Origin of the sequence: Dyadobacter fermentans DSM 18053 (assembly GCF_000023125.1) — a bacterium.
Classification (GTDB): domain Bacteria; phylum Bacteroidota; class Bacteroidia; order Cytophagales; family Spirosomataceae; genus Dyadobacter; species Dyadobacter fermentans.
This window is the reverse complement of record NC_013037.1, coordinates 3,219,104-3,239,307: the sequence shown is the minus strand read 5'-3', so window position 1 is coordinate 3,239,307 and position 20,204 is coordinate 3,219,104. Positions and strand designations below refer to the sequence as shown.

The 20,204-nt window shown below is 51.6% G+C and carries 16 protein-coding genes; 1 reads left to right on the top strand and 15 read right to left on the bottom strand.

Annotated features, from left to right (window positions below; translation table 11 throughout):
- Positions 1–511: 511 nt before the first annotated feature.
- From DFER_RS12955 to DFER_RS12945, 3 genes are read right to left on the bottom strand one after another with little or no spacing between them, the layout of a single operon-like run.
- Positions 512–1,411, bottom strand: coding sequence for a carbon-nitrogen hydrolase (locus DFER_RS12955; RefSeq protein WP_015812090.1), 900 nt, complete (start codon positions 1,409–1,411; stop codon positions 512–514).
- Between the two features lie 48 nt (positions 1,412–1,459).
- Positions 1,460–2,443: a glycosyltransferase family 9 protein gene (locus DFER_RS12950; protein WP_015812089.1), complete on the bottom strand. Its 984-nt coding sequence runs from the start codon at positions 2,441–2,443 to the stop codon at positions 1,460–1,462.
- Complete coding sequence (locus DFER_RS12945; protein WP_015812088.1) at positions 2,436–3,353, bottom strand: lysophospholipid acyltransferase family protein; 918 nt, start codon at positions 3,351–3,353, stop codon at positions 2,436–2,438. Before DFER_RS12945 ends, DFER_RS12950 begins: the two co-directional genes overlap by 8 nt.
- A gap of 208 nt (positions 3,354–3,561) precedes the next feature.
- On the opposite strand from DFER_RS12945, the gene DFER_RS12940 reads away from it, so the two are divergent.
- On the top strand, positions 3,562–3,903 hold the full coding sequence (locus DFER_RS12940) for a hypothetical protein (protein ID WP_015812087.1): 342 nt from the start codon (positions 3,562–3,564) through the stop codon (positions 3,901–3,903).
- 32 nt (positions 3,904–3,935) lie between these two features.
- Here the strand turns inward: DFER_RS12940 and cobA are convergent, their stop codons facing one another.
- The 12 genes from cobA to DFER_RS12880 all read right to left on the bottom strand — a co-directional run bounded on the left by cobA (position 3,936) and on the right by DFER_RS12880 (position 20,170).
- Positions 3,936–4,709 carry a uroporphyrinogen-III C-methyltransferase gene (cobA, locus tag DFER_RS12935; RefSeq protein ID WP_015812086.1) on the bottom strand — a complete coding sequence of 258 codons (774 nt, stop codon included), beginning with the start codon at positions 4,707–4,709 and terminating at the stop codon, positions 3,936–3,938.
- 120 nt (positions 4,710–4,829) lie between these two features.
- A complete protein-coding gene (locus DFER_RS12930; protein ID WP_015812085.1) occupies positions 4,830–7,058 on the bottom strand; it encodes a nitrite/sulfite reductase in 2,229 nt (742 codons plus the stop codon).
- Positions 7,059–7,249: 191 nt separating this feature from the next.
- Positions 7,250–8,494: a sulfate adenylyltransferase subunit 1 gene (locus DFER_RS12925; RefSeq protein WP_041736432.1), complete on the bottom strand. Its 1,245-nt coding sequence runs from the start codon at positions 8,492–8,494 to the stop codon at positions 7,250–7,252.
- Between the two features lie 111 nt (positions 8,495–8,605).
- Positions 8,606–9,559, bottom strand: coding sequence for a sulfate adenylyltransferase subunit CysD (gene cysD, locus DFER_RS12920; RefSeq protein ID WP_015812083.1), 954 nt, complete (start codon positions 9,557–9,559; stop codon positions 8,606–8,608).
- A gap of 121 nt (positions 9,560–9,680) precedes the next feature.
- Entirely contained in the window at positions 9,681–10,382 is a 702-nt protein-coding gene (locus DFER_RS12915; RefSeq protein WP_015812082.1) for a phosphoadenylyl-sulfate reductase, read from the bottom strand.
- Entirely contained in the window at positions 10,379–10,780 is a 402-nt protein-coding gene (locus DFER_RS12910; protein ID WP_229206243.1) for a PIN domain-containing protein, read from the bottom strand. Before DFER_RS12910 ends, DFER_RS12915 begins: the two co-directional genes overlap by 4 nt.
- Before the next feature lie 55 nt (positions 10,781–10,835).
- A complete protein-coding gene (locus DFER_RS12905) occupies positions 10,836–11,063 on the bottom strand; it encodes a UPF0175 family protein (protein WP_015812080.1) in 228 nt (75 codons plus the stop codon).
- 26 nt (positions 11,064–11,089) lie between these two features.
- Positions 11,090–12,277 carry a trans-sulfuration enzyme family protein gene (locus tag DFER_RS12900; protein ID WP_015812079.1) on the bottom strand — a complete coding sequence of 396 codons (1,188 nt, stop codon included), beginning with the start codon at positions 12,275–12,277 and terminating at the stop codon, positions 11,090–11,092.
- A 151-nt stretch (positions 12,278–12,428) separates the two neighbouring features.
- Positions 12,429–13,607: a sulfite exporter TauE/SafE family protein gene (locus tag DFER_RS12895; protein ID WP_015812078.1), complete on the bottom strand. Its 1,179-nt coding sequence runs from the start codon at positions 13,605–13,607 to the stop codon at positions 12,429–12,431.
- A gap of 126 nt (positions 13,608–13,733) precedes the next feature.
- On the bottom strand, positions 13,734–16,007 hold the full coding sequence (locus DFER_RS12890; RefSeq protein WP_015812077.1) for an FAD-dependent oxidoreductase: 2,274 nt from the start codon (positions 16,005–16,007) through the stop codon (positions 13,734–13,736).
- A 47-nt stretch (positions 16,008–16,054) separates the two neighbouring features.
- Positions 16,055–18,160 carry a glycoside hydrolase family 2 protein gene (locus DFER_RS12885; protein WP_041736428.1) on the bottom strand — a complete coding sequence of 702 codons (2,106 nt, stop codon included), beginning with the start codon at positions 18,158–18,160 and terminating at the stop codon, positions 16,055–16,057.
- A gap of 297 nt (positions 18,161–18,457) precedes the next feature.
- Entirely contained in the window at positions 18,458–20,170 is a 1,713-nt protein-coding gene (locus tag DFER_RS12880; RefSeq protein WP_015812075.1) for a sodium:solute symporter family protein, read from the bottom strand.
- Positions 20,171–20,204 lie beyond the last annotated feature (34 nt).

Below are 20,204 nucleotides of genomic sequence, written 5' to 3'. Positions count from 1 at the left end.
CAGAACAACACAGCCATAAGCTTGCAACACTGCTTTTCCGGAAAGCAATACCCTCTTTAATCGAGGACAAACAGTGCGAACAGTTTCAGTTAGGCCAAAGAAAAGCCCGACGTCGACAAGTTGTGTTTGTCCACGGTATGAAGTAAAACTGTATTAAAAAAATTATATCGTGTTGGAGCGAACTCATCAGATGGCTACGATTTGCCTATCGGATTTGCGGCAAGTTCCTGACAACACTACCAGATATATTCATGTGCGGCTGGAATATATCTTCGGTTCAGAAGTTCTGTCATTCGTTTAATGACTTTTCAAATATACTGACAATGTTAAATAATGCAAGAGATTAAACTAAAAACTTAGCCTTTTTTACAATAAAAATTGGTCATTTAAAATCGTTACAGACTAGAATTGTAATAATTCGATAATAAATTTTACTAATCTAAAACAAACAAAGAGCGCCCCGTTGCCAGGGCGCTCTTTTGACGTATATTGAAATAATTATATTTCGAAATCAGGGCTGATCGATGAACCGCTTCAAAATCGGCCGGTAGGAATCCACGCGGCGATCGCGGAGGAAGGGCCAGGTCGTGCGGTAAAAGTCGAGCTTTTCGAGGTCCAGCTCTTCCACGTGCGTCACTTCGCCTTCGTGCGGCGCGAGGTACAGCAGGCGGCCTTGCGGGTTGGCGATGAACGAGCCGCCCCAGAACTGCTGATCGGCCTCGCGGCCTACGCGGTTCACGGAAACAACGTACACGCCATTCGCCACGGCATGTCCGCGCTGGACGGTCTGCCAGGCGCCGTATTGTTCTTCATTGATAATGGGATCGATTTCGTTCACATCCCAGCCGATGGCGGTAGGGTAGAAGAGGATTTCCGCGCCCATGAGGCTGGTAATGCGGGCCGCTTCCGGGTACCACTGGTCCCAGCAGATGAGCACGCCGATTTTGGCAAATTTGGTATTGAAAATGCGGTAGCCGTCCGTATCCTGCTCAGTAACGGGAGCGTCGCCGGGCGTAAAATAGAATTTCTCGTAATAGCCCGGATCGTCGGGGATGTGCATTTTGCGGTATTTGCCCAGGTAGGCGCCGTCGGCGTCGAGCACGGCGGTGGTATTATGGTACAAGCCGTGCGCCCGTTTTTCGAACAGCGAGGCGATGATCACCACGCCCAGTTCCCTTGCCAACGCGCCGAGGGATTCGGTCGACGGGCCGGGAATGGCTTCGGCCAGACTGAAATTGGAATGATCTTCAATGTCGCAGAAATAGAGCGATTTGAACAGCTCTTGCAGACAAATGATATTCGCGCCTTTTTGCGCAGCTTCGCGGATTTTTTCGGTAGCCTTCTGAAAGTTAGCATCAACGTCCGAAGTGCAGCTCATTTGCACCAGACCAATGTTTACTTTTTTTGCCATTTTGGATGTTTGTGTGGAAAAAACGGTTTCGGAAATGCAACACGGATTTTACCGCGGGAGTTCTGGAATCGGGAAATCGAACGAAATATCGTTCATACATTTGAAATGGCCTTTCGGACATTTGCTATGACCGATCTTCGAGCAAGGCCGGCAATCGAGGCCCTTTACTTCCAGCTTCTCAAATGCGGTGCGGTAAGGATACATCCCGAATTCGGGGATGGTATTGCCCCAGATCGAATACACTTTCTTACGGAATGCCGCCGCCACGTGCATTAAGCCCGTGTCGTGCGAGAACACGATCAAGGCCTTTTGTATTAAGGAAGCCGATTGGTTGAAATTGTATTTGCCGCAGGCATTCAAAACCAGTTCATCGCCCAATGCAAGGCGAATGGCCTCCCCGGCTTCCGCATCCTCCGGTCCGCCTAGCAAAATGACGGGATGGTTGATCTTCCGGCAAAGCTCGATCATGCGTGGCACGGGCATTTTCTTCGTGAAATGCTGCCCGCCGATCGCGTAGGCGACGTAGCTTTGGCGGTGCGTTTCCGGCAGCCATTCCAGTTCTACCTGATCCTTATAAGGAATAAAATAGTCGAGCCCTTCGCCATCGTTCTGAATGCCGAACGTTTTTAAGGTATCCAAACAGCGGTCCACAATGTGCACATCGGGCAGGTAATCGATCTTGAACTGCGTCATGAGCCACTTCGGCACATTCAGCTTCTCGAAACTGAATGCGGGCACGCCGAGCGTCCATTTAATGCGGAGCGTGCGGATGTTGCGGTGAAGATCAATGATGTAGTCGAACTTTTCCTGTTTAAGCAATGCGAGCAATTCTTTGGCATTGCCTTTTTCCAGCAGCCATACCTTATCAATGTAAGGATTGTCGCGAAGGAGAAATTCGAATTTGCTTTTGGTAAAATAGTGGATTTCGGCCTCCGGCATCTGCTTTTTCAGGCAGCGCACCACGGGCGTCGTGAGCACGATGTCGCCGATGGAAGAAAAACGCAGGATGAGGAATTTGGCCGGTTTATTCACTTTTTTGGGTTTCCTGTAAAAGTTGTAGCGGGTTCAGATGCGCCGGGCGCGGATGCTTCCAGCGTTTGTGCGTCCAAAGCCAGTTATCGGGCTGGCGGCGGATATCTGCTTCCAGGAAACCGATCTGCTTTTGAAGAATGCTGTTGGTCGGTTCCTGTTTCGGTTTTTCGGTGATCAGTTTGAAATATGCCTTGTAAAATCCGCGGCGCATTTCGTTTTTGAGAATACCCATATACAGTACCGGCGCATTCAGCCGTCGCGCGATCAACTCCACGCCGCGGTAGACGCCCGTGTCCTGGTTCAGGAATTTCGTCCAGAATGCCTTTTCCGGCACGGCCGATTGATCATTGATCAACACAAATAAAAACGGCCTGTCGCGCGGCTCGAATGCCTTGGAAATGGCTTCTTTCATCGTCACCATTTCGGTACCGAAGCGCGTGCGGACGTTTTTGAACCAGTCTTCGAAAGTATCGTTCTGTAACTCATGGTACACGACCACGATCTGGTGCGGCAGCTTGGCGGAGGCGAATAGGTTAAGCATTTCCCAGTTACCCAAATGCCCGGCTACCACGACCGCATTCTGTCTTTTCTCAAAGTAATGCATCAGAATGGGCATTTCCAGGTCGAAACGTTGCAGCAAGTCGTCTTTTTTAATGGATTTCAGCTTGATCGTTTCGAAGATAATATCGGTGAAATTGCGATAGAATTTCGCGGCAATTTCGTGGATTTTCGTTTCGCTGAGCTCGGGGAAGCTGTTGCGCATATTTTGGAGCACCACTTTTTTGCGGTACTGGCCAATGTCGAAAATGAGGAACCGGACGATGTCGGAAAGCTTGTAGAGCGCTCCCCAGGACAGCTTCGAGACGGCATTGAGCAGCATCAGAAACAAATGGGTCGAGAACGCTTTCATTGGAGGAACATCTTGTACTAAATCGGTATTCAGGCTGCAAAGTTAATACTTTGATTGTATTTTGCCCGAAATTACCGGTTGAACGGCAGCCGTTGCGAGCTTAGACGCATTGTAAATAAGGCCGTTGCGTGACAACAACGAAACATGAAAGGTAGGATTCCAGTTTCGGTTTGACTATATTCACTGGTTCAACAGTAGACTTAATGCTATGCTGGAAGGGTTATTTGACATCAAGAATGATCGCAGACTAAGCGTTTATCTGTACCGCGCCGGTTTCTGCATGTGGCTCATGTACCTGGTGCTGGGCGCGCCGGCGTTGCATTTGTACAAACATTACCGTCAGGATTGCGGCGTTCTCTGTTTTGTGCTGATGATTTTTGGCTTCACGGCTTCGATGGTGTACGACTATTTCCATCACCGCGACCAATATGAAGTGAAGAAGAAGTGGCTGTTTATCAGCTATGTAATCCTGGCCGGACTGATTTATTTCCTGGAATTCAGAGGCCACGAGACAAGCGTGAACCTCGACTGGCTGCTTGGCTTGCTCTAATTAAAAGTGAGCTGATTATCTTGCTTCAACACCTATTCCGCAAGCCCGCTGACCGACTGCGACTGCTGCATCATTTCCCGCACTTTATCATAAGAAAGATCCGGTAATGCCGCCACTTTCCCGACCACGATGATCGCCGGCGAGGCCATTTCGGCAACCTGCGAAAGCGGAACGATATTTCCGATTTTACCCGTCACCACCTTCTGGTTTTCCAGTGTGCCGTTTTGGATAATGGAAATGGATTCGTCGAATTTGCCAAGTTCGGAGTAAATGGAGACGATTTCCTGCAACTTATGTAAGCCCATTAAAATGACCACCGTGGCCGTCGATTGCGCGGCCAGATGTACGTCTTTGGAAAGTGCATGCTGCTTGGTAGTGCCGGTGATTACCCAAAAGCTCTCGCTCATACCGCGGGAGGTTAGCGGAATGCCCGCCAATGCAGGAGCCGCATAACTGCTCGAAATCCCGGGAATAACTTCCGATTCAATGCCGTGTTCGGCTGCAAACATAAGCTCTTCGTAACCGCGACCGAATATGAACGAGTCGCCGCCTTTCAACCGCACCACTTCTCCATATTGACGCGCCTTTTCGACGATCAGATCGTTGATCTCATCCTGGCCGCAGCTGGTTTTTCCAAAGCGTTTGCCGACAAGGATTTTGACGCAATCTTCCGGGCAGTAATCCAGTAAAGAGGGGTGGGCAAGGGAATCGTATAACACGACCCGTGCTTTTCGCAGGGCCTTGATTCCTTTGAGGGTGATCAGGTCGGGATCGCCCGGGCCTGCACCGATAAGTGTCAGTTTCATGGTGAATGAGACTTCGGCTGCCGGCTGCCGGCAGTCGGCTTTTTGAGTGCTATTGATGATGAACAACTTCAACCAAAGCAAAAAAAGCCGACTGCCGAAAGCCGATTGCCGACAGCCATTTTAGCTATCTTTTCCGAATGAAAGCTCTTGCAATGCAGGCTCTCCGGTTTCGATCAATTGCGCCTCGCGGGTTTCGCGGACGAAATTCAGGAAGCTTTCGGCAGTATTGATGAAATAGCTGGCAAATGCTTCGCTTGGTTCGAATTTATTAATGCTGAATACCAATGCTTTAAACGGCGTTTCGGCTTGATTTTCTACTGCAAATTCAGCAGGGACATTGTACTTGAAATCCGCGCCGAAATGCGTTTCGAAATCGTTGATAATGCCATATTGCGTGTTGGTAGTCACGTCTTTCGACATCAGCAAGCCTTTCGCACCGGTGATGAACACGTTGTAAGCGTGGTAAATGGCATCCGCCCAAACGTCCGACTGGAAAGATTCTTTCGCCAGGTTCAGTTTTTCCTGACCTTCGATAATGGTCGTCGCCACGAGGTCAACGAGCACCGAAGCACATTCTCCAACCCCGATTTCCGTTTTGAACAACTCATCGTGGTCCCAGTCGCGGTAGTCGTCGTCTTGTACGGTCGTCAGGTCTGCGAGTGGTTTCAGGAGCTGGAAGAAGTAATTTTTAGTCTGGCGGAGGTAATATTGGTTGAAATACTCGCCGTCCAGTGCATTGGCTTCGTAATCGTTGAAAATCAGGCGCAAAACTTCCGGTCCGCGTTTGGTTGGAACTTTGATCACCTTATCGCCGATCAGCCCGATGCCATCGCCGGAGAAACCGCCGCCTAGCAAAACCTGCAATGCAGGCAATACCAGCTTGCCGTTCTTGATCGAGCTGCCGTGGAAACCGATATTGGCCGCATTGTGCTGGCCGCAACCGTTCATACAGCCGCTGATTTTGATTTTAATGTCCTGATTATAAATCATTTCCGGAAACTCATCGCGCATTACGTCTTCGAGCACGCGGGTGATACCGTAGCTGCTCGAAATGGCAAGGTTACAAGTATCGGTTCCGGGGCAGGTTGTAATGTCCATCGTGCTGTCGAAGCCGGGAGCTGCGAGGCCCAGTTTCGCGAGTTCGTGGTACAATGCTACGAGGTCTTCGCCTTTCACAAAACGGAGAATGTAGCCCTGGTTCACGGTTACACGAATGTCGTCGGCCGCATATTGACGAACCACATCGGCGAGACTGCGTGCGGTGTCGGAATTCATATCACCCAGCAATACGCGCAGCTGCACGGCATACCAGCCTTTTTGTTTTTGTTCAAATGTATTGGTACGCAGCCATTTGGTGAAAATATCGAGCTTGTCGGCTTCGATGCTTTCAGCAGCGATTTTCAGGATTTCCGCTTCGGACAATGACGGACGCGGCGCGTGGTTAATGGCCTCGTATTCATTGGTGCCGAAAAGGTCTTCCGGAATCTGGAATATCTTGTTTCTAACCGCTTTGCGTTCTTCCTCCACTTTCTCCATCATGCCTTCGAGGCCGAGGTCGTTCAAAAGGAACTTCATACGCGCCTTATGGCGACGTACGCGCTCGCCGTAGCGATCGAACACGCGAAGCATGGCTTCGATGAATGGGATCACCTTTTCTTCTTCGAGGAATTCGAATGCAGTTTGTGCCGAGAAAGGCTGCGCGCCAAGGCCGCCGCCGATAAGCACTTTGAAACCGCGAACGGTTTCACCCGCTTCATTCTGACCCATTTTAGCGATCAGACCCACGTCGTGGATGAAGGCCAGCGCGGTGTCCTTTTCAGAGGATGAAACCGCAATTTTGAACTTCCGGCCCATATCCTGGTTGATCGGGTTGCGGAGGAAGTAGGAGAAGATCGAATGGGTGATCGGCGTCACGTCAAACGGCTCATCGGGATCGATACCCGCGATAGACGACGCCGTTACGTTGCGAATCGTGTTACCACAAGCTTCTTTCAGCGTGATGCCCGCATCTTCCAGATCGGCCCACAATTGCGGCGAATCCGAAAGTTTTACAAAGTGCAGCTGGATATCCTGGCGCGTGGTGGCGTGCAGGTTACCGGTTGCAAATTTGTCGGAAGTATCTGCAATGCGGACCAGCTGATCGGCTGTGATGCGTCCGTATGGCAATTTGATACGAATCATCTGCACGCCGGGCTGACGCTGACCATACACCCCGCGGGTAAGGCGGAATTTACGGAATGCCTCTTCCGGGGTTTCACCGGAGTAGAATCCACCGATTTTTTGTTGCAGGTCAATGATATCGCGCTTCGCAACGGCGGATACTTTGTCAGAAATGATTAAATCGCTCATGATGATATTCTAATCGTCTATCGGGATAGTATATTTTTATTCAATAGTGTGGTGATGCTGGGTGTTAAAACCCTTCGACTCCGCTCAGGGTGACATCTCGCTTAGAAGTAACAGATGTAAACTGTCAGGCTGAGCGGACCGGGCCGCCGGAGCGGTCGAAGCCGAGCTCTCGAAGGGTAATCCCCCAAACATTACTCGATCATACAAGCCCCGACGGTCACATTGGACGTCTCGTCGATCAAAATCGCTGCGCCGTTTGCGCGGTTTTTCTGATAGGGGTCGTATGCGATGGGCTGGGCTGTCCGCAGAACGATTCTTGCTACGTCGTTCAGTTTCAGGGCCTCAACCTCATCCAGTTTTTCATAAGAGTTGATGTCGATCTGGTATTCGATTCCACGGATCGAGCAGCGAGAACGTGCTGTACCGTGTTGCAAAACGTATTTATTACCTGGTTTAAGCGTCTTCTTGTCGTCCATCCAGCACACCAGCGCTTCGATATCCTGGCTCACGATCGGTGAGTTGTCCACCGTCACGATCGTATCGCCACGGCTGATATCAATATCGTCTTCGAGTAATATCGTTACAGATTCAAGAACAGATGCCTGCGCTATTTCGTTTCCGCCGAATTCGATTTTAGCGATTTTAGACTCTCTTTCGGAAGGCAATACTTTAATGGCATCACCCTTTTTGAAAGTACCGCTTTGCACCCGTCCGGCATAGCCGCGGTAGTCGTGCAGCTCGTCAGTCTGAGGGCGGATCACATATTGCACCGCGAAACGGCCGTCTTCCTGGTTCTGATCTTTCAATACGTTCACATTTTCGAGCACCGAAAGCAATGTTTCGCCGGTGTACCAGCTCATGCTTTCCGAACGCTCCACGATGTTATCGCCATTCAAAGCGCTTACTGGGATGATCGTCAGGTCTTTAATGGACAGTTTCTCGGCCAGTTCTTTGTAAGTTTTCGCGATTTCAAGGAATGCATCCTCCGAGTTTCCCACCAAATCCATCTTGTTCACCGCCACGATCACATGCGGAATGCCCAGCATGGAAGCGATCAGCGAGTGACGGCGGGTTTGTTCCACCACGCCATGACGCGCATCCACGAGGATGATAGCTAAATCTGCATTGGAAGCACCAGTCACCATGTTACGCGTGTACTGAATGTGCCCCGGCGCATCGATGCTGATAAACTTGCGGTTCGGCGTCTGGAAATATTTGTAAGCCACGTCGATGGTAATGCCCTGCTCGCGCTCCGAACGAAGTCCGTCCGTCAGCAATGCTAGGTCGATTTCACCGGCATTACGGGTTTTGCTGGCACGCTCGATGGCTTCCATCTGATCGGCCAGGATGTTTTTTGTATCGTAAAGCAAGCGCCCGATCAATGTGCTTTTGCCATCGTCCACGGAGCCTGCTGTTATAAATCTTAGTAAATCCACCTTTTTAATTTTGAATGACTGAATGATTGAATTTCGAATGATTGAATGAGTGAATGAGTGAATATTTTTTCTCTCATCCTCCCTTTCCTCCATCCTCCTTTCTTCCCTTGATCAGAAATAACCTCCTTTTTTGCGATCCTCCATCGCTGCCTCCGTTTGCTGATCGTCGATGCGGGTTTCGCCGCGTTCGCTGATTCTTGAAATGGTGATTTCAGCGATAACTTCGTCCAGGGTGGCTGCTGCGGATTCCACGGCTGCGGTGCAGGTCATATCGCCTACGGTGCGGAAACGTACCTGGCGGGTTACGATCTGGTCTTCCGGATCGGGTTCGATTACCGGCGTATTATTCAGCAGCTTGCCGTCGCGGAGGATCAGTTCGCGTTCGTGCGCGAAGTAGATCGAAGGCAATGCAATACCTTCTCTTTTCAGGTAAGCCCACACATCCAGCTCGGTCCAGTTCGAGATTGGGAACACGCGTACGTTTTCCCCTTTCTGAATGCGGCCGTTGAACAAATTCCAGAGCTCGGGGCGCTGACGTTTCGGGTCCCATTGACCAAACTCGTCGCGGAAGGAGAAGATGCGCTCTTTCGCGCGTGCTTTTTCCTCGTCACGGCGTGCGCCGCCAATACATGCGTCAAATTCAAATTCTTCGATGGTATCCAGCAACGTGAAGGTTTGTAGCCAGTTGCGGCTTGCATTCTTGCCGGTTTGCTCCTTCAATCCTTTCGCTTTAATGGTATCTTCCACGTAGCGAACGATCAGTTTCGCATTGATTTCTTCGGCCAGTTGGTCGCGGTACTCGATCGCTTCGATGAAGTTATGACCGGTATCGACGTGCACCAGCGGGAAGGGGATTTTGCCGGGTGCGAATGCTTTTTTCGCCAAATGAACCAATGTGATCGAATCCTTACCTCCTGAAAACAACAGGGCAGGGCGCTCAAACTGGCCGGCTACTTCACGCATAATGTAAATGGCCTCTGCTTCCAGCTGGTCCAGATAATCCGGAGCGCTGCGTTCACTAATCTCCCGTTGGATCTCGGAGGCCTCGTTCACTGAAATTGACATATTATTGGTTATTGATTTTAATTAAAAGGGCTTTAAGCTTTAGGCTTTAAGCTATAAGCTATATGCTCGTTAACTAATTCTTACAGCTTCCAGCTTATAGCTTAAAGCTTACAGCCTAAAGCTATTTCGCATGCAACCCGCATTCCTTCTTCGACTCGTCTTCCCACCACCATCTTCCGGCGCGGAAATCTTCGCCTTCCTGGATTGCGCGGGTACAAGGGGCGCAGCCGATGCTTACGAAGCCTTTGTCGTGCAATGGGTTGTAGGGAATGCCGTTTGATTTCACGTATTGTTTTACTTCTTCGAAAGACCAATGCAAAATCGGGTGGAATTTAAAAAGCTGGTGTGCCTCGTCCCATTCGAGTCTCGGCATATCATGACGGTTCCCCGACTGTTCTGCCCGGATACCCGTCACCCAGATTTTTGCGCCTTTCAATGCGCGGTTCAGCGGCTCTACCTTGCGGATGAAGCAGCATTCTTTCCGGTTTTCGATGGATTCGTAGAAACTCAGCGGGCCTTTGGTGCTCACCAGGTTCTCTACCGCGTCGGTTTGCGGGTAGTACACCTTAATTTTGGTGTCGTAGCGGTTATTGGTCTTTTGCAGGGTCATGTAAGTTTCCGCAAAAAGCCGTCCGGTATCCAATGTAAAGATCCCGATGTTGATGTTATTCTTTAAAATGAGGTCGGTAATAGCCTGGTCTTCATAACCCAGACTGGTAGAAAAAACGACTTCACCGGGAAAAAGATCCGCCAGTATCGCCAGCGATTCAATCTCACTTTTGCCCTCGATGGCAGCGTTTAAAGATGCTAATGTTTCGTTCATGGTTGTTCTCCGGCCAAATGGATAGCCTGTTTTAATATGCGGTCGCTGATCCGAAAATCAGTTTCCAGTATTTTTTCAAAAACCGCTTTGGCCGAGGGTATCTTGTTTTCCGTTTTGGCTTTCACAATCACCCCGATCGTACCGGTCACTTTTATATTCATTTTCGCCGCTGTTTTCCGGGCCTTCAGATCGTCGAGGATCACTGTGCAGCCCTGCGTTTCAAACGCAAGGGTTAATGCAGATGCTTCTCCGAGATCCAGTATTTCTTCAAACAGCGATTGCAGGGTTTTGTTTTCAATTTCTTTGACTTCGATCCACTCAGGCAGTTCGCCGCCAAATTCTCCCGCAACTTCTTTCGTGATAAAAATTCGCTTGTAAATGCTTCTCAGAATTTCCAATTCTTCAATTTTGGACAACAAAATCAGGCAACTGGAATCTGCGATAACAAGCGCGTCACGCATTGGCAATATCACTTTTCAAGTCTTCCAGCGAATCGCTAAATAGGGAAAATCCAAACCTTCCCATGATTTCGACGAAAGCCTTTTTACTGATGCCGACGATGTCAGCCGCCTGACCAACACTTACCTTGCCACGCTCATAAAGCTGACCGGCCAGAAGCATTTTTATTTCAAATTCTTCTGATTCCAGTGACTCCGGTAAATTGATGGTCAATGCTTTCATATTAATGTTGAATTGAGCTGCTTACGCTACTCCAATATATCACTTTTCACCGACACCTCCACAGCATTTGTGAAATCCTCGATCAGGTCCTCAACGTCTTCCAAACCAACCGAAATGCGTATTAAACCTTCGGTAATGCCCAGCGCGGCTTTTTCTTCCGGCTTCAATTTGGCATGGGTCGTGGTGTTCGGGTTGGTGACGATCGTGCGGGTGTCGCCGAGGTTGGACGATAGCGATGCGATCTCCAATGCGTCCATGAATGCCGCTACGCGTTCGAAGCCGCCTTCAAGTTCGATGGTAACTACCGCTCCGCCGGCTTTCATTTGCTGTTTCGCCAGCGTGTGCTGCGGGTGCGATTCCAGGAATGGGTATTTTACCGCTTTTACGTCGGGGTGCTTGTCCAGGGCAGCGGCCAGCGCCAATGCATTGGACGAATGCTTTTCCATTCTCAGACTAAGTGTTTCAAGGCTTTTGCTTAAAACCCATGCATTGAATGGCGACATGGATGGGCCGGTTTGGCGACAGAAAAAGCGTAAGTCTTTGATATATTCTTTTTTACCTACAACCACACCACCCAAAACGCGGCCCTGGCCGTCCATAAACTTCGTGGCGGAATGCAGCACGAGGTCGGCGCCGAAATCGGCCGGGGTTTGCAGTGCGGGCGAGGCAAAGCAGTTATCTACATTGAATATAATGCTGTGTTTTTTGGCAATGCGGCCGATCATCGCGAGGTCCACAAGGTCCAAACCAGGGTTGGAAGGAGTTTCGAGGTAGATCATCCGGGTGTTGGGTTGTACGGCTGCTTCCCATTCTTCCTCGGTGGCAGTAGCGTCGAGGTAAGTGTGGGTAATGCCCCATTTTGGCAAAATCTGCGCGATAATCTGGTGCGCCGAGCCGAACAATGCGCGACACGCCAGGATGTGGTCGCCGCTTTTCAGCAATGCCGCCATGCTTGCAAACACCGCCGCCATACCGGTGGCCGTGGCCACGCCGTCTTCCAGACCTTCCAGCATACACACCTTATCCACAAATTCCTGCACGCTCGGATTGGAGAACCGGCTGTAAATGTTGCCTTCTTCGGTTTCTTCAAAAAGCGCTTTGCCCTGCTCCGCGCTTTCAAAAGTGAAGCTGCTGGTCAGGAAGAGGGGAGTCGAATGCTCGCGATACTTGGTTTTGCCTGTTTGGGTACGTATCGCTTTGGTCTGTTTTTTCATATTAAAGCTTTAGGCTGTATGCTTTAAGCTATAAGCCTTTATGTAATGTGTTGTAAATCAATTTATACCTAGTAAATAACTCGTCTTAACTAAACTATCATTCTACGATTCAAGGCTTACAGCTTATTGCTTACAGCTTAAAGCCTACCGCTTACAGCCCACTTAAAACCATATAAATAATCCTTAGACTCACGATGATGACGATCGTTCCGACCATGATCATCATGGTTTTGATCGGCAGGCGGCGGGATAGCGTGGCGGCGATCGGTGCGGACACCATGCCACCGAGGATCAGGCCGAGCACTACCTGCCAGTGCGAAAATCCGATAATGCTGATGAAGGTAACCGAGCTTGCCAGCGACACAAAAAACTCCGCGAGGTTCACAGAGCCGATCGTGTATTTGGGGTGCCGTCCGCGGGCGATGAGCGTCGACGTGACGATCGGGCCCCAGCCGCCTCCACCGATGGAATCCAGCGTACCGCCTGCCATCGCCAGCCAGCCGATTTTCTTGATCGGCCGTTTTTCAACTCGTTTCTTTAACGCTTTCTGGATGATAAGGATTCCCAGTACCAGCGTATAAATTGCCACTAACGGCTTTATAATGTAAATGTATTTTTCGAGGGACGACAGCGCATAAGCGCCCACAATCGCGCCGAGCACGCCCGGGAAGAGGATCTTTTTGAACAACTTACTGTTCACATTCCCGAATTTGAGGTGCATGTAGCCCGACACCCCGCTCGTAAAGATCTCCGAAGTGTGCACGCTCGCACTCACAGCCGACGGCGGCACGCCCACCGTGAGCAGGAATGTGGAAGCCGTAACGCCGTAAGCCATTCCCAGCGCACCATCGATCATCTGCGCCACGAAACCGCCCAAAACATAATAAAAGAAGCTTTCACTCATTTCCAGTTCGTTCCAGAGGAGCGTGAGGCGGTCGTAGGTGAAAAAGGTGAAAAGCAGGTGTCCGACGATCATCAATGCGATCGCCGAGAAGATATTAACCGCAATTTCGGTGCGGCTGCGCTTGCGGATGGTGGCCGCCCAGAGTTTCTGCTGGATGGTCTCCCAGGTGAGCGGCGTTTTTGGATTATTTCTGGAAGCGCGAACGATTGGCTGCCCGTTTTCGGGTACCGGGGGCGCATTCTGAAAAATGGCATCCGATTCCTCAGGCAGGTCGCGCAAAAAAACAGCCTTTCCCTGCTCCCGCGCGAGCGCAGCCAAACGCCGATCTTCCTCAGGATCACCACTTGCGATATAAGCCACTTGTAGCGATTCCCAGGTCTTTTCGTTGTTTTCAGTTGAGGGTGTAAAATCCGCCGCTTCCTTCAAAGTCTATGTAGTATACTATAATTATAGAGTAAACTTTCAAGAAAATAGCAAACTAATGTTTGCTATTTCAGGACGGCAAATTTAAGATCAATTTATTAGTTTTCAAAGAATAAAAAGGAAGCCGCATTAATACGCGCGGACTTCCATAAGCGACACCGGCACGTGTGCATGGCTGTTTTGCAGCCTGATTTTCAGCGAACGTGTGCTTACCGGCGCAGCCAGCGTGATGGTTCTTTTGGTAAGGTGATTGTCCGCAATTGTGCCGATTACCTTCCCGGCGTCATCGATCACCTCCACATTCTGCGCACAAAACGGCATCACGGTTTCGGGATGTACGTAAATCACATTCTCCATCGGATGGTCGAAATCCGTATCGAACACCAGCTCGATTTTCGAAACGAGTTGATTTTCATTCCATTGAATGTCGATCTCGGGATGACGGTCGTCCGGCGCCGCTACCCAGGCATTTGGCGAGGCGATGGGCCGGTGCCAGCCGTTTTGGAGGTTTTCTGTTCCAAAAAGACGGATGGGCTCGCTTAATGTGAATGCCAGGTTCAAACCGGCCGGACGGCGCTGCGGGCACCAGAATTCGAACGTGTCCACGCCCAGATCTTCCGTCGGTTCCTGCTTTCCGTAGTTGGAAACGGCAGGATTCGTCGCATTGAAAACCGTTACCAAACCGGTAACGCGCTGCTCGCTGTACTGGATTTTAACGTCTGCGTTTTTGAGAAAGCTCACGAAGGTATAGCATTCTTCGGCAAAATGGCTGTCCCAATCCAGCACGAGTTCGTGCTTTCCAGTGATCAGACGGTAGCTTTTAGTTTCCAAAATCACATCCGGCGTATGGTTGAACGGCTTGCTGCTTTTACGCAACTCCACCACCAGCTCGGTATCCTGCGCCGCTTCTACCCAAACGGTCACCGAAGGCATATTGCCCCGCACCGGCAGCATTTGTGCCACCGAATGCTGGATCGGCTTCCATTGGTCGGAGCCGGTAAGTTCTTTCAATTCTAATGTGGACGAAGCCTGTATTTGCGCATTGTTAACGAGGTTATCCGGGTCGGAAACGGCAGTTTGTGGCAGATACTGGCCGGAACGCCAGAGTTCCAGCTGCAATTCTTCCAAATGCTTTTCGCCCACTTCCCTCGGGGTGCAGCCATGCTTGTGCGCTACTGCCGCTGCCATCGCGACCGCCTGGCCGCCCGTCGCGCTCGTGGCCATCACGCGCGTGGAGGCAAATGCGACGTGCGTGGCGCTGATAATGCGGCCCGCGATAAAGAGGTTTTCAATGTTTTTGCTGTAAAAACAGCGGTATGGAATGCTATAAACGCCTTTGCTATGCCACTGGTTGCAACCTGCCTGATCACTGTAAACGCCGTCGGCAGGGTGGAGGTCGAGGCTCCAACCACCGAATGCAACGGTGTCGGGGAATACGGTTTGCTCCACCACATCCTGCTGTCTGAGCAGATAATCGCCTTCAAACCGGCGACTTTCGCGCTTGCCGGGAATGGTTCCCACCCATTCGAGCGTCATGTTCTCGGCCTCGGGAAATTCGCCCGAATTCTTAATGTAGTTCCAGGCGCCGTAAACGACCTTCCAAAGTTCCCATTTGATCTTTTCAGTGTCGTGCACCGTGTCCAGCCTGCCACCGTATTCCAGCCACCAGAGCCGGCAGCCGAAGTCTTTAGGATTGAACGTTTTATAGCGGGGAATATGCGTGATGTCCTTCAAAGCGAATGCAGGCGGTACAAACTTTACCGGCCTGCCTATATCTTTGGAATAGAAATACATAGAATGCCCCAGCAGCTCGCCATAGGCCTTGTCCGGCGCGAATTTCTCTCCAAATTCTTCCGCCGACTCCGCGCCCATTCGGAACGCAGCTCCTGCGAGAAACCCGACGATACCATCGCCCGAAGCGTCGCAAAACAGCGGTGCCGTCAGCGTGTATTTGGTGCTGTTCTGGCTGCAAAATGCGTGTACGGCCTCGATCTTGTCGCCGTTTTGTGCCTTGTCCAAATCGTAAACCGCCGTGTTCAGCAGCAGCGTGATGTTTGCTTCCTGCGTCACTTTTTCAAGCAGCACCGTGTCGAAAATGAGCGGGTTGCCGTCCGGGTTGCGGTATGCGTTTTCGAGCATGATCTCGTCGATCACGCCGCCTTCGCGCGCCCAGCGGTTATTGTTGCCCATATGCGAGGTCGCGCCCAGTATCCATAGCCGCACTTCGCTCGAACAGTTCCCGCCCAGCACGGGCCGGTCCTGCACAAGCAGCACTTTCAGCCCCGCACGGGCTGCGGTAACGGCCGCGCAGGTGCCTGTCAGTCCGCCTCCTACAATTACCAGGTCCGCCGCAAGCGCAATGGTTTTAGGTTCTCTTTTGTGTGTCGATTCTCCGATTATCATTTTTCTCAGGTCTTAATATGTCGAGTTTGCAGCCTCTTCCGGCCTTGTCAGTTGAGGTCAATGTCAGTTTGGGTGGTAATGAAACCGGTCGGTTTGCTCACGGTGATGTGGATTTGCTTGTCGAACCCGCGGATCGGAACGGTAATTTCCTTGCTTTCACCGGGGTTGATTTCGGGTAATGCAATGCTGGTTTCGCCCACATTCATAGTATAGTTTTTGATAGGCCGCGCCGGGAAGTCGCCCCGCGAAGTCACTTTCAGCACCAGTTGATGCACTCCCTGGTCGCCTGTTTTGAAGCTGGCTTTTTCCACAATCACATGGGAAAACTCCTTCTGGTGTACGGGGTAGGCAAGCCGCTCCTGACGCTCAGGCCCCACGATGCCCCACGGCCGGAAGCCATTTACATTCGTGCCGAACAGCTTGCTGCGGTAATCGTTATAAGTCCACCAGGAAGCGCCGACCACAAACGGTCGCTTACGGATTTCCACCATTACATCACTCAAATGCTGCGCTTGTCCCGCTTCGCCGCCTTTGCCGTCCGACCGCGTGCCCCATTCGCTGATGAACACCGGCTTGTTGGGATAGAGCTTATTGATGTGGTCCAGGGATTTGGCATGGCCGCCGTAGGTATTGGTTGATACAAAATCGACATACTGGCTCGCCTCATCCTCCGGTTTGGCGGGCAACCGATTCAGCAGCATGGTTGCGAAGGTGTACAGGCGTGTGGGATCGAGCTCGCGGGCGTAGGCGATCATGTCCTTCGTCCAGCGCTGGCCCGAAGCAGTCGTCGACTGATATTCGTTGCCGACGCTGTATGCGATCACGCTCGGGTGGTTCCAGTCGCGCTCGGCCATTTCGCGGAATTGCGATCGGAACTTCGTACGCATCGAATCGTTATCCATTTGCTTCGGTGTGAGCTGCCAGTTACCGGCCTCGGTGATGATGAGCATCCCATAGCGGTCGGCGAGGTCGTAGAAGTATTCCGAAGGTGTGTAATGCGTGAGGCGTTGAAATTCCATACCGGCCTCTTTCATCAATTTGAAATCTTTTTCGATCAGCCAGTCCGGCTCCACCGACCCCAGGCCGGGGTAATCGATCACCCGGTTTCCGCCGCCGACTTTAATGGGTTTGCCATTCAAAAGGATCTGCGTGCCACTCACTTTCACTTCCCGGATGCCGAAATTCGAAGCGAGCGTATCCGTGCCCACGATCGTTTTTAATTCATACAAATTGGGCTGATCGAGGTCCCAAAGCTTCGTCTGAGCGGCTGTCAACGTCGCTTCCGCTTCCAGAATCGCAGTCCGGCCTGCCGGAATGCTCGCTGCATTGGTCTTCCATTTTAAAGGCAGAGGCTTGGTCTCCTGCGAAACGACGAACGCCATTTTCGGGGTAGCCGCAGCGCCAGAGGCATTGCGCACGCGGATTTTAGCTTTCACCACCGCCGTACCCTTCGCCAGATCGGGAATTGGTTCGATCTTCACGTTTTCGGCATACACCTCCGGTTCGATCGTCAGGTAAACCGGGCGGATGATGCCGCCGTAGTTCACCCAGCCAATAAATCCATCATTCACATTGCCGGTGTCCTTAATGCCCGGGATCGTGTTCGTTTTCCAGGTATCATTATCCACCGCCACCACGAGCAGGTTATCGCCATCTTTCAGCTGCTCCGTCACATCGAAGCTGAACGGCGTGTAGCCGCCCTCATGCTCGCCCACTTTCTGGCCGTTCACCCACACATTGGTTTGGTAATAAGCTCCGTCAAAATGCAGGATTACGCGTTTGCCGGTCGTTTTCTTCCAGGCAAAATTCTTGCGGTACCAGGCCATTCCCGAGTAAAACTCGTAGCGGCGGTCGGTCGAAAAGCAATGCGGCACCGTCACCTTATCCTGCCGGCTCTCCTGCGCATTAATGCCCTTGTACCATTCATTGGCCATCCCCAACCCGGCCGGATCGAGCAGGAACCACCATTCGCCATGCAGCGGAATGGCATCATGCTGCCGAATGTGGTAACGGGGCGCGTTCTGCTGGGCTGCACCCGGCTGGGCCGCATTCGGCTGGGCCGCATTCGGCTGGGCCGCACCCGGCTGGGCTGCAAGTTGCGTGCATGTTAATGTGAGCAGGAGGGAAGAGGCTAAAAGAGTTAAGCGTTTCATTATGTGATGTCTTTCGGTTGTGATTATGTTTTTTGAGAGGTTGATTTTTAATTTAATTCCCGCGTCATCCCGTTCGTATTGCTGTTGCATGTCTGACGGCATTTTTACCATATCCACACTTCATATTGCTACCAATGTTGCGTCCCTTACGGGACTCGCCGCCGTTAATGTGAGCCGAAGGCGTATTGGACTTTCCAAGTAAAATCCCGTCAGGGATGTAATATTGGTAGGATCAAATGGGCTAATTGCTGTTCAAAAAATGCCGTAAGGCATGTAACAATACCGCCAGCGAGAAACCTACGCGGCAACCCGCGTCTCGTCTTCCCGCACCAGCACCACCTTCCGCGCCGCGGAAAACGGTATCGCTGCGGAAATCAGCACCACCGTTGCCACACCTGCCGTTACCATCTTTCCGTCGGTTGTCAACACGCTCAGGATAAATAACATCACTGCTGTGAATAGCAATGCGCCGGCGATTACCTGCAAGCCGAAGCGGTTTTGCTTTTTGATCTCAAATGCTTCTTCGGCATCCACAGCGGTGGCTTCCTGTTTGCGCTGGTCTTTGGAATGCATGTAGCTGGTGAATTCATCAGCCACCTTGTTTTTAGAGCGTGCCCAAAGTTCGTAGGCGAGCAAAAGCAGCAGCGGCAGCCCTACGCCCACAATCGTTTCCATCCCGCGCGACAGTTTGAAATCCAGCAGGAGCGGGGCGAGGGTTTTGAAAAACAAATTCACGCAAAGCCCGATTCCCGTGATCCATAGCGTGATTCGGCCGTTGAGGCGTTTGGAAAACAAGGCCCAAAGCGGCGGCGCTAGCAGCGGCCCGCCCGAGATGGCCGATATGCTGAGCACTACTTCCACAATGCCGCCCGCGGCCGGTACCAGCAATGCGATGCCGATCATGCCCAGCCCGAAAAACCACGACGAGCCCCGCGCTACACGGATGAGCTGGCGGTCGGAGGCGGCGGGGTTGACCATCCCTTTATAAATGTCATTCGTGAAAACCGCGGATACGACGTTCAATGCCGTGTTGGCGCTGGCGGAGGTGGAGAAGTACATGCCCGTGAGCATCAGCCCGAGCAAGCCGGGAGGGAGCACGAGCTTGCAGATCATGAGGTAGGCGTTTTCGGTGTCCAGGCCGGTGAGTGCGGGGTTAATGGCCTTGTAGATCATCGGCGGGAACATCCAGATCACCGGACTGATCAGGTACAGGCCAGCGAAAAGGAACGCCACTTTTTTGGCGGATTTTTCACTATCCACACTCGTGTAGCGCTGCACCATCGTCCAGTTGCCGCCGATGTAGCAAATGTGGTAAATCACAAATGCGGCCACGAAGCCCAGGGTGTATTCGCCATTGAGCAGGTTGAAAAAGTCATCGGGGATGTTGTTGGTGAAGCCTTCCCAGCCGCCCACTTTGTTGAACGACAGTGGCAGCAGGATGAACACCGCCGCCGACAGCACCACAAATTGCAGAATGTCCGTCACCATCACCGCCCACAGTCCGCCCACAGCGGTGTAGGCAATCATAAAAAGCCCCAAACCAATGGTACAAGGCACAAGCGGCAAGTCCAGCGAAGCGCTCACCAGCTTGGCAACCGGGTACAGCACCGAACCTTTGATAAACACTGAAACAAGTGTAAAAATGAAGATATAGGTCTTCTGCACCGACAGTCCGAGCCGCTCGCGAATGAACTCTGCGGCGGTTAATGCGCCGGTGCGTTTCCAGCGCGGCGCAAGGTAAAGGGCGGTAATGAGCGCGCCGATGCACATTGTCCATTGAATGGTGATGGCCACCCAGCCGTGCTTGTAGGCAATGGAACCCCACGCCACGAAGGTGCCCGCCGAGAAGAAGCTCATAAAAAGCGAGAGCCCGCCAATGAACCATGGCACGGCCTCACCGCCGGCGAAGAATGATTTCAAATTGCGCCCCGTCCGGGCAAAAAGCATCCCAATGCCCATCACGAATGCGGAGAAAACGAGAATGACAATGGTATCGGTGGTATTGTTCATAGAATTTCTGTATGCTGCTGTGAGCCTTAGGCTT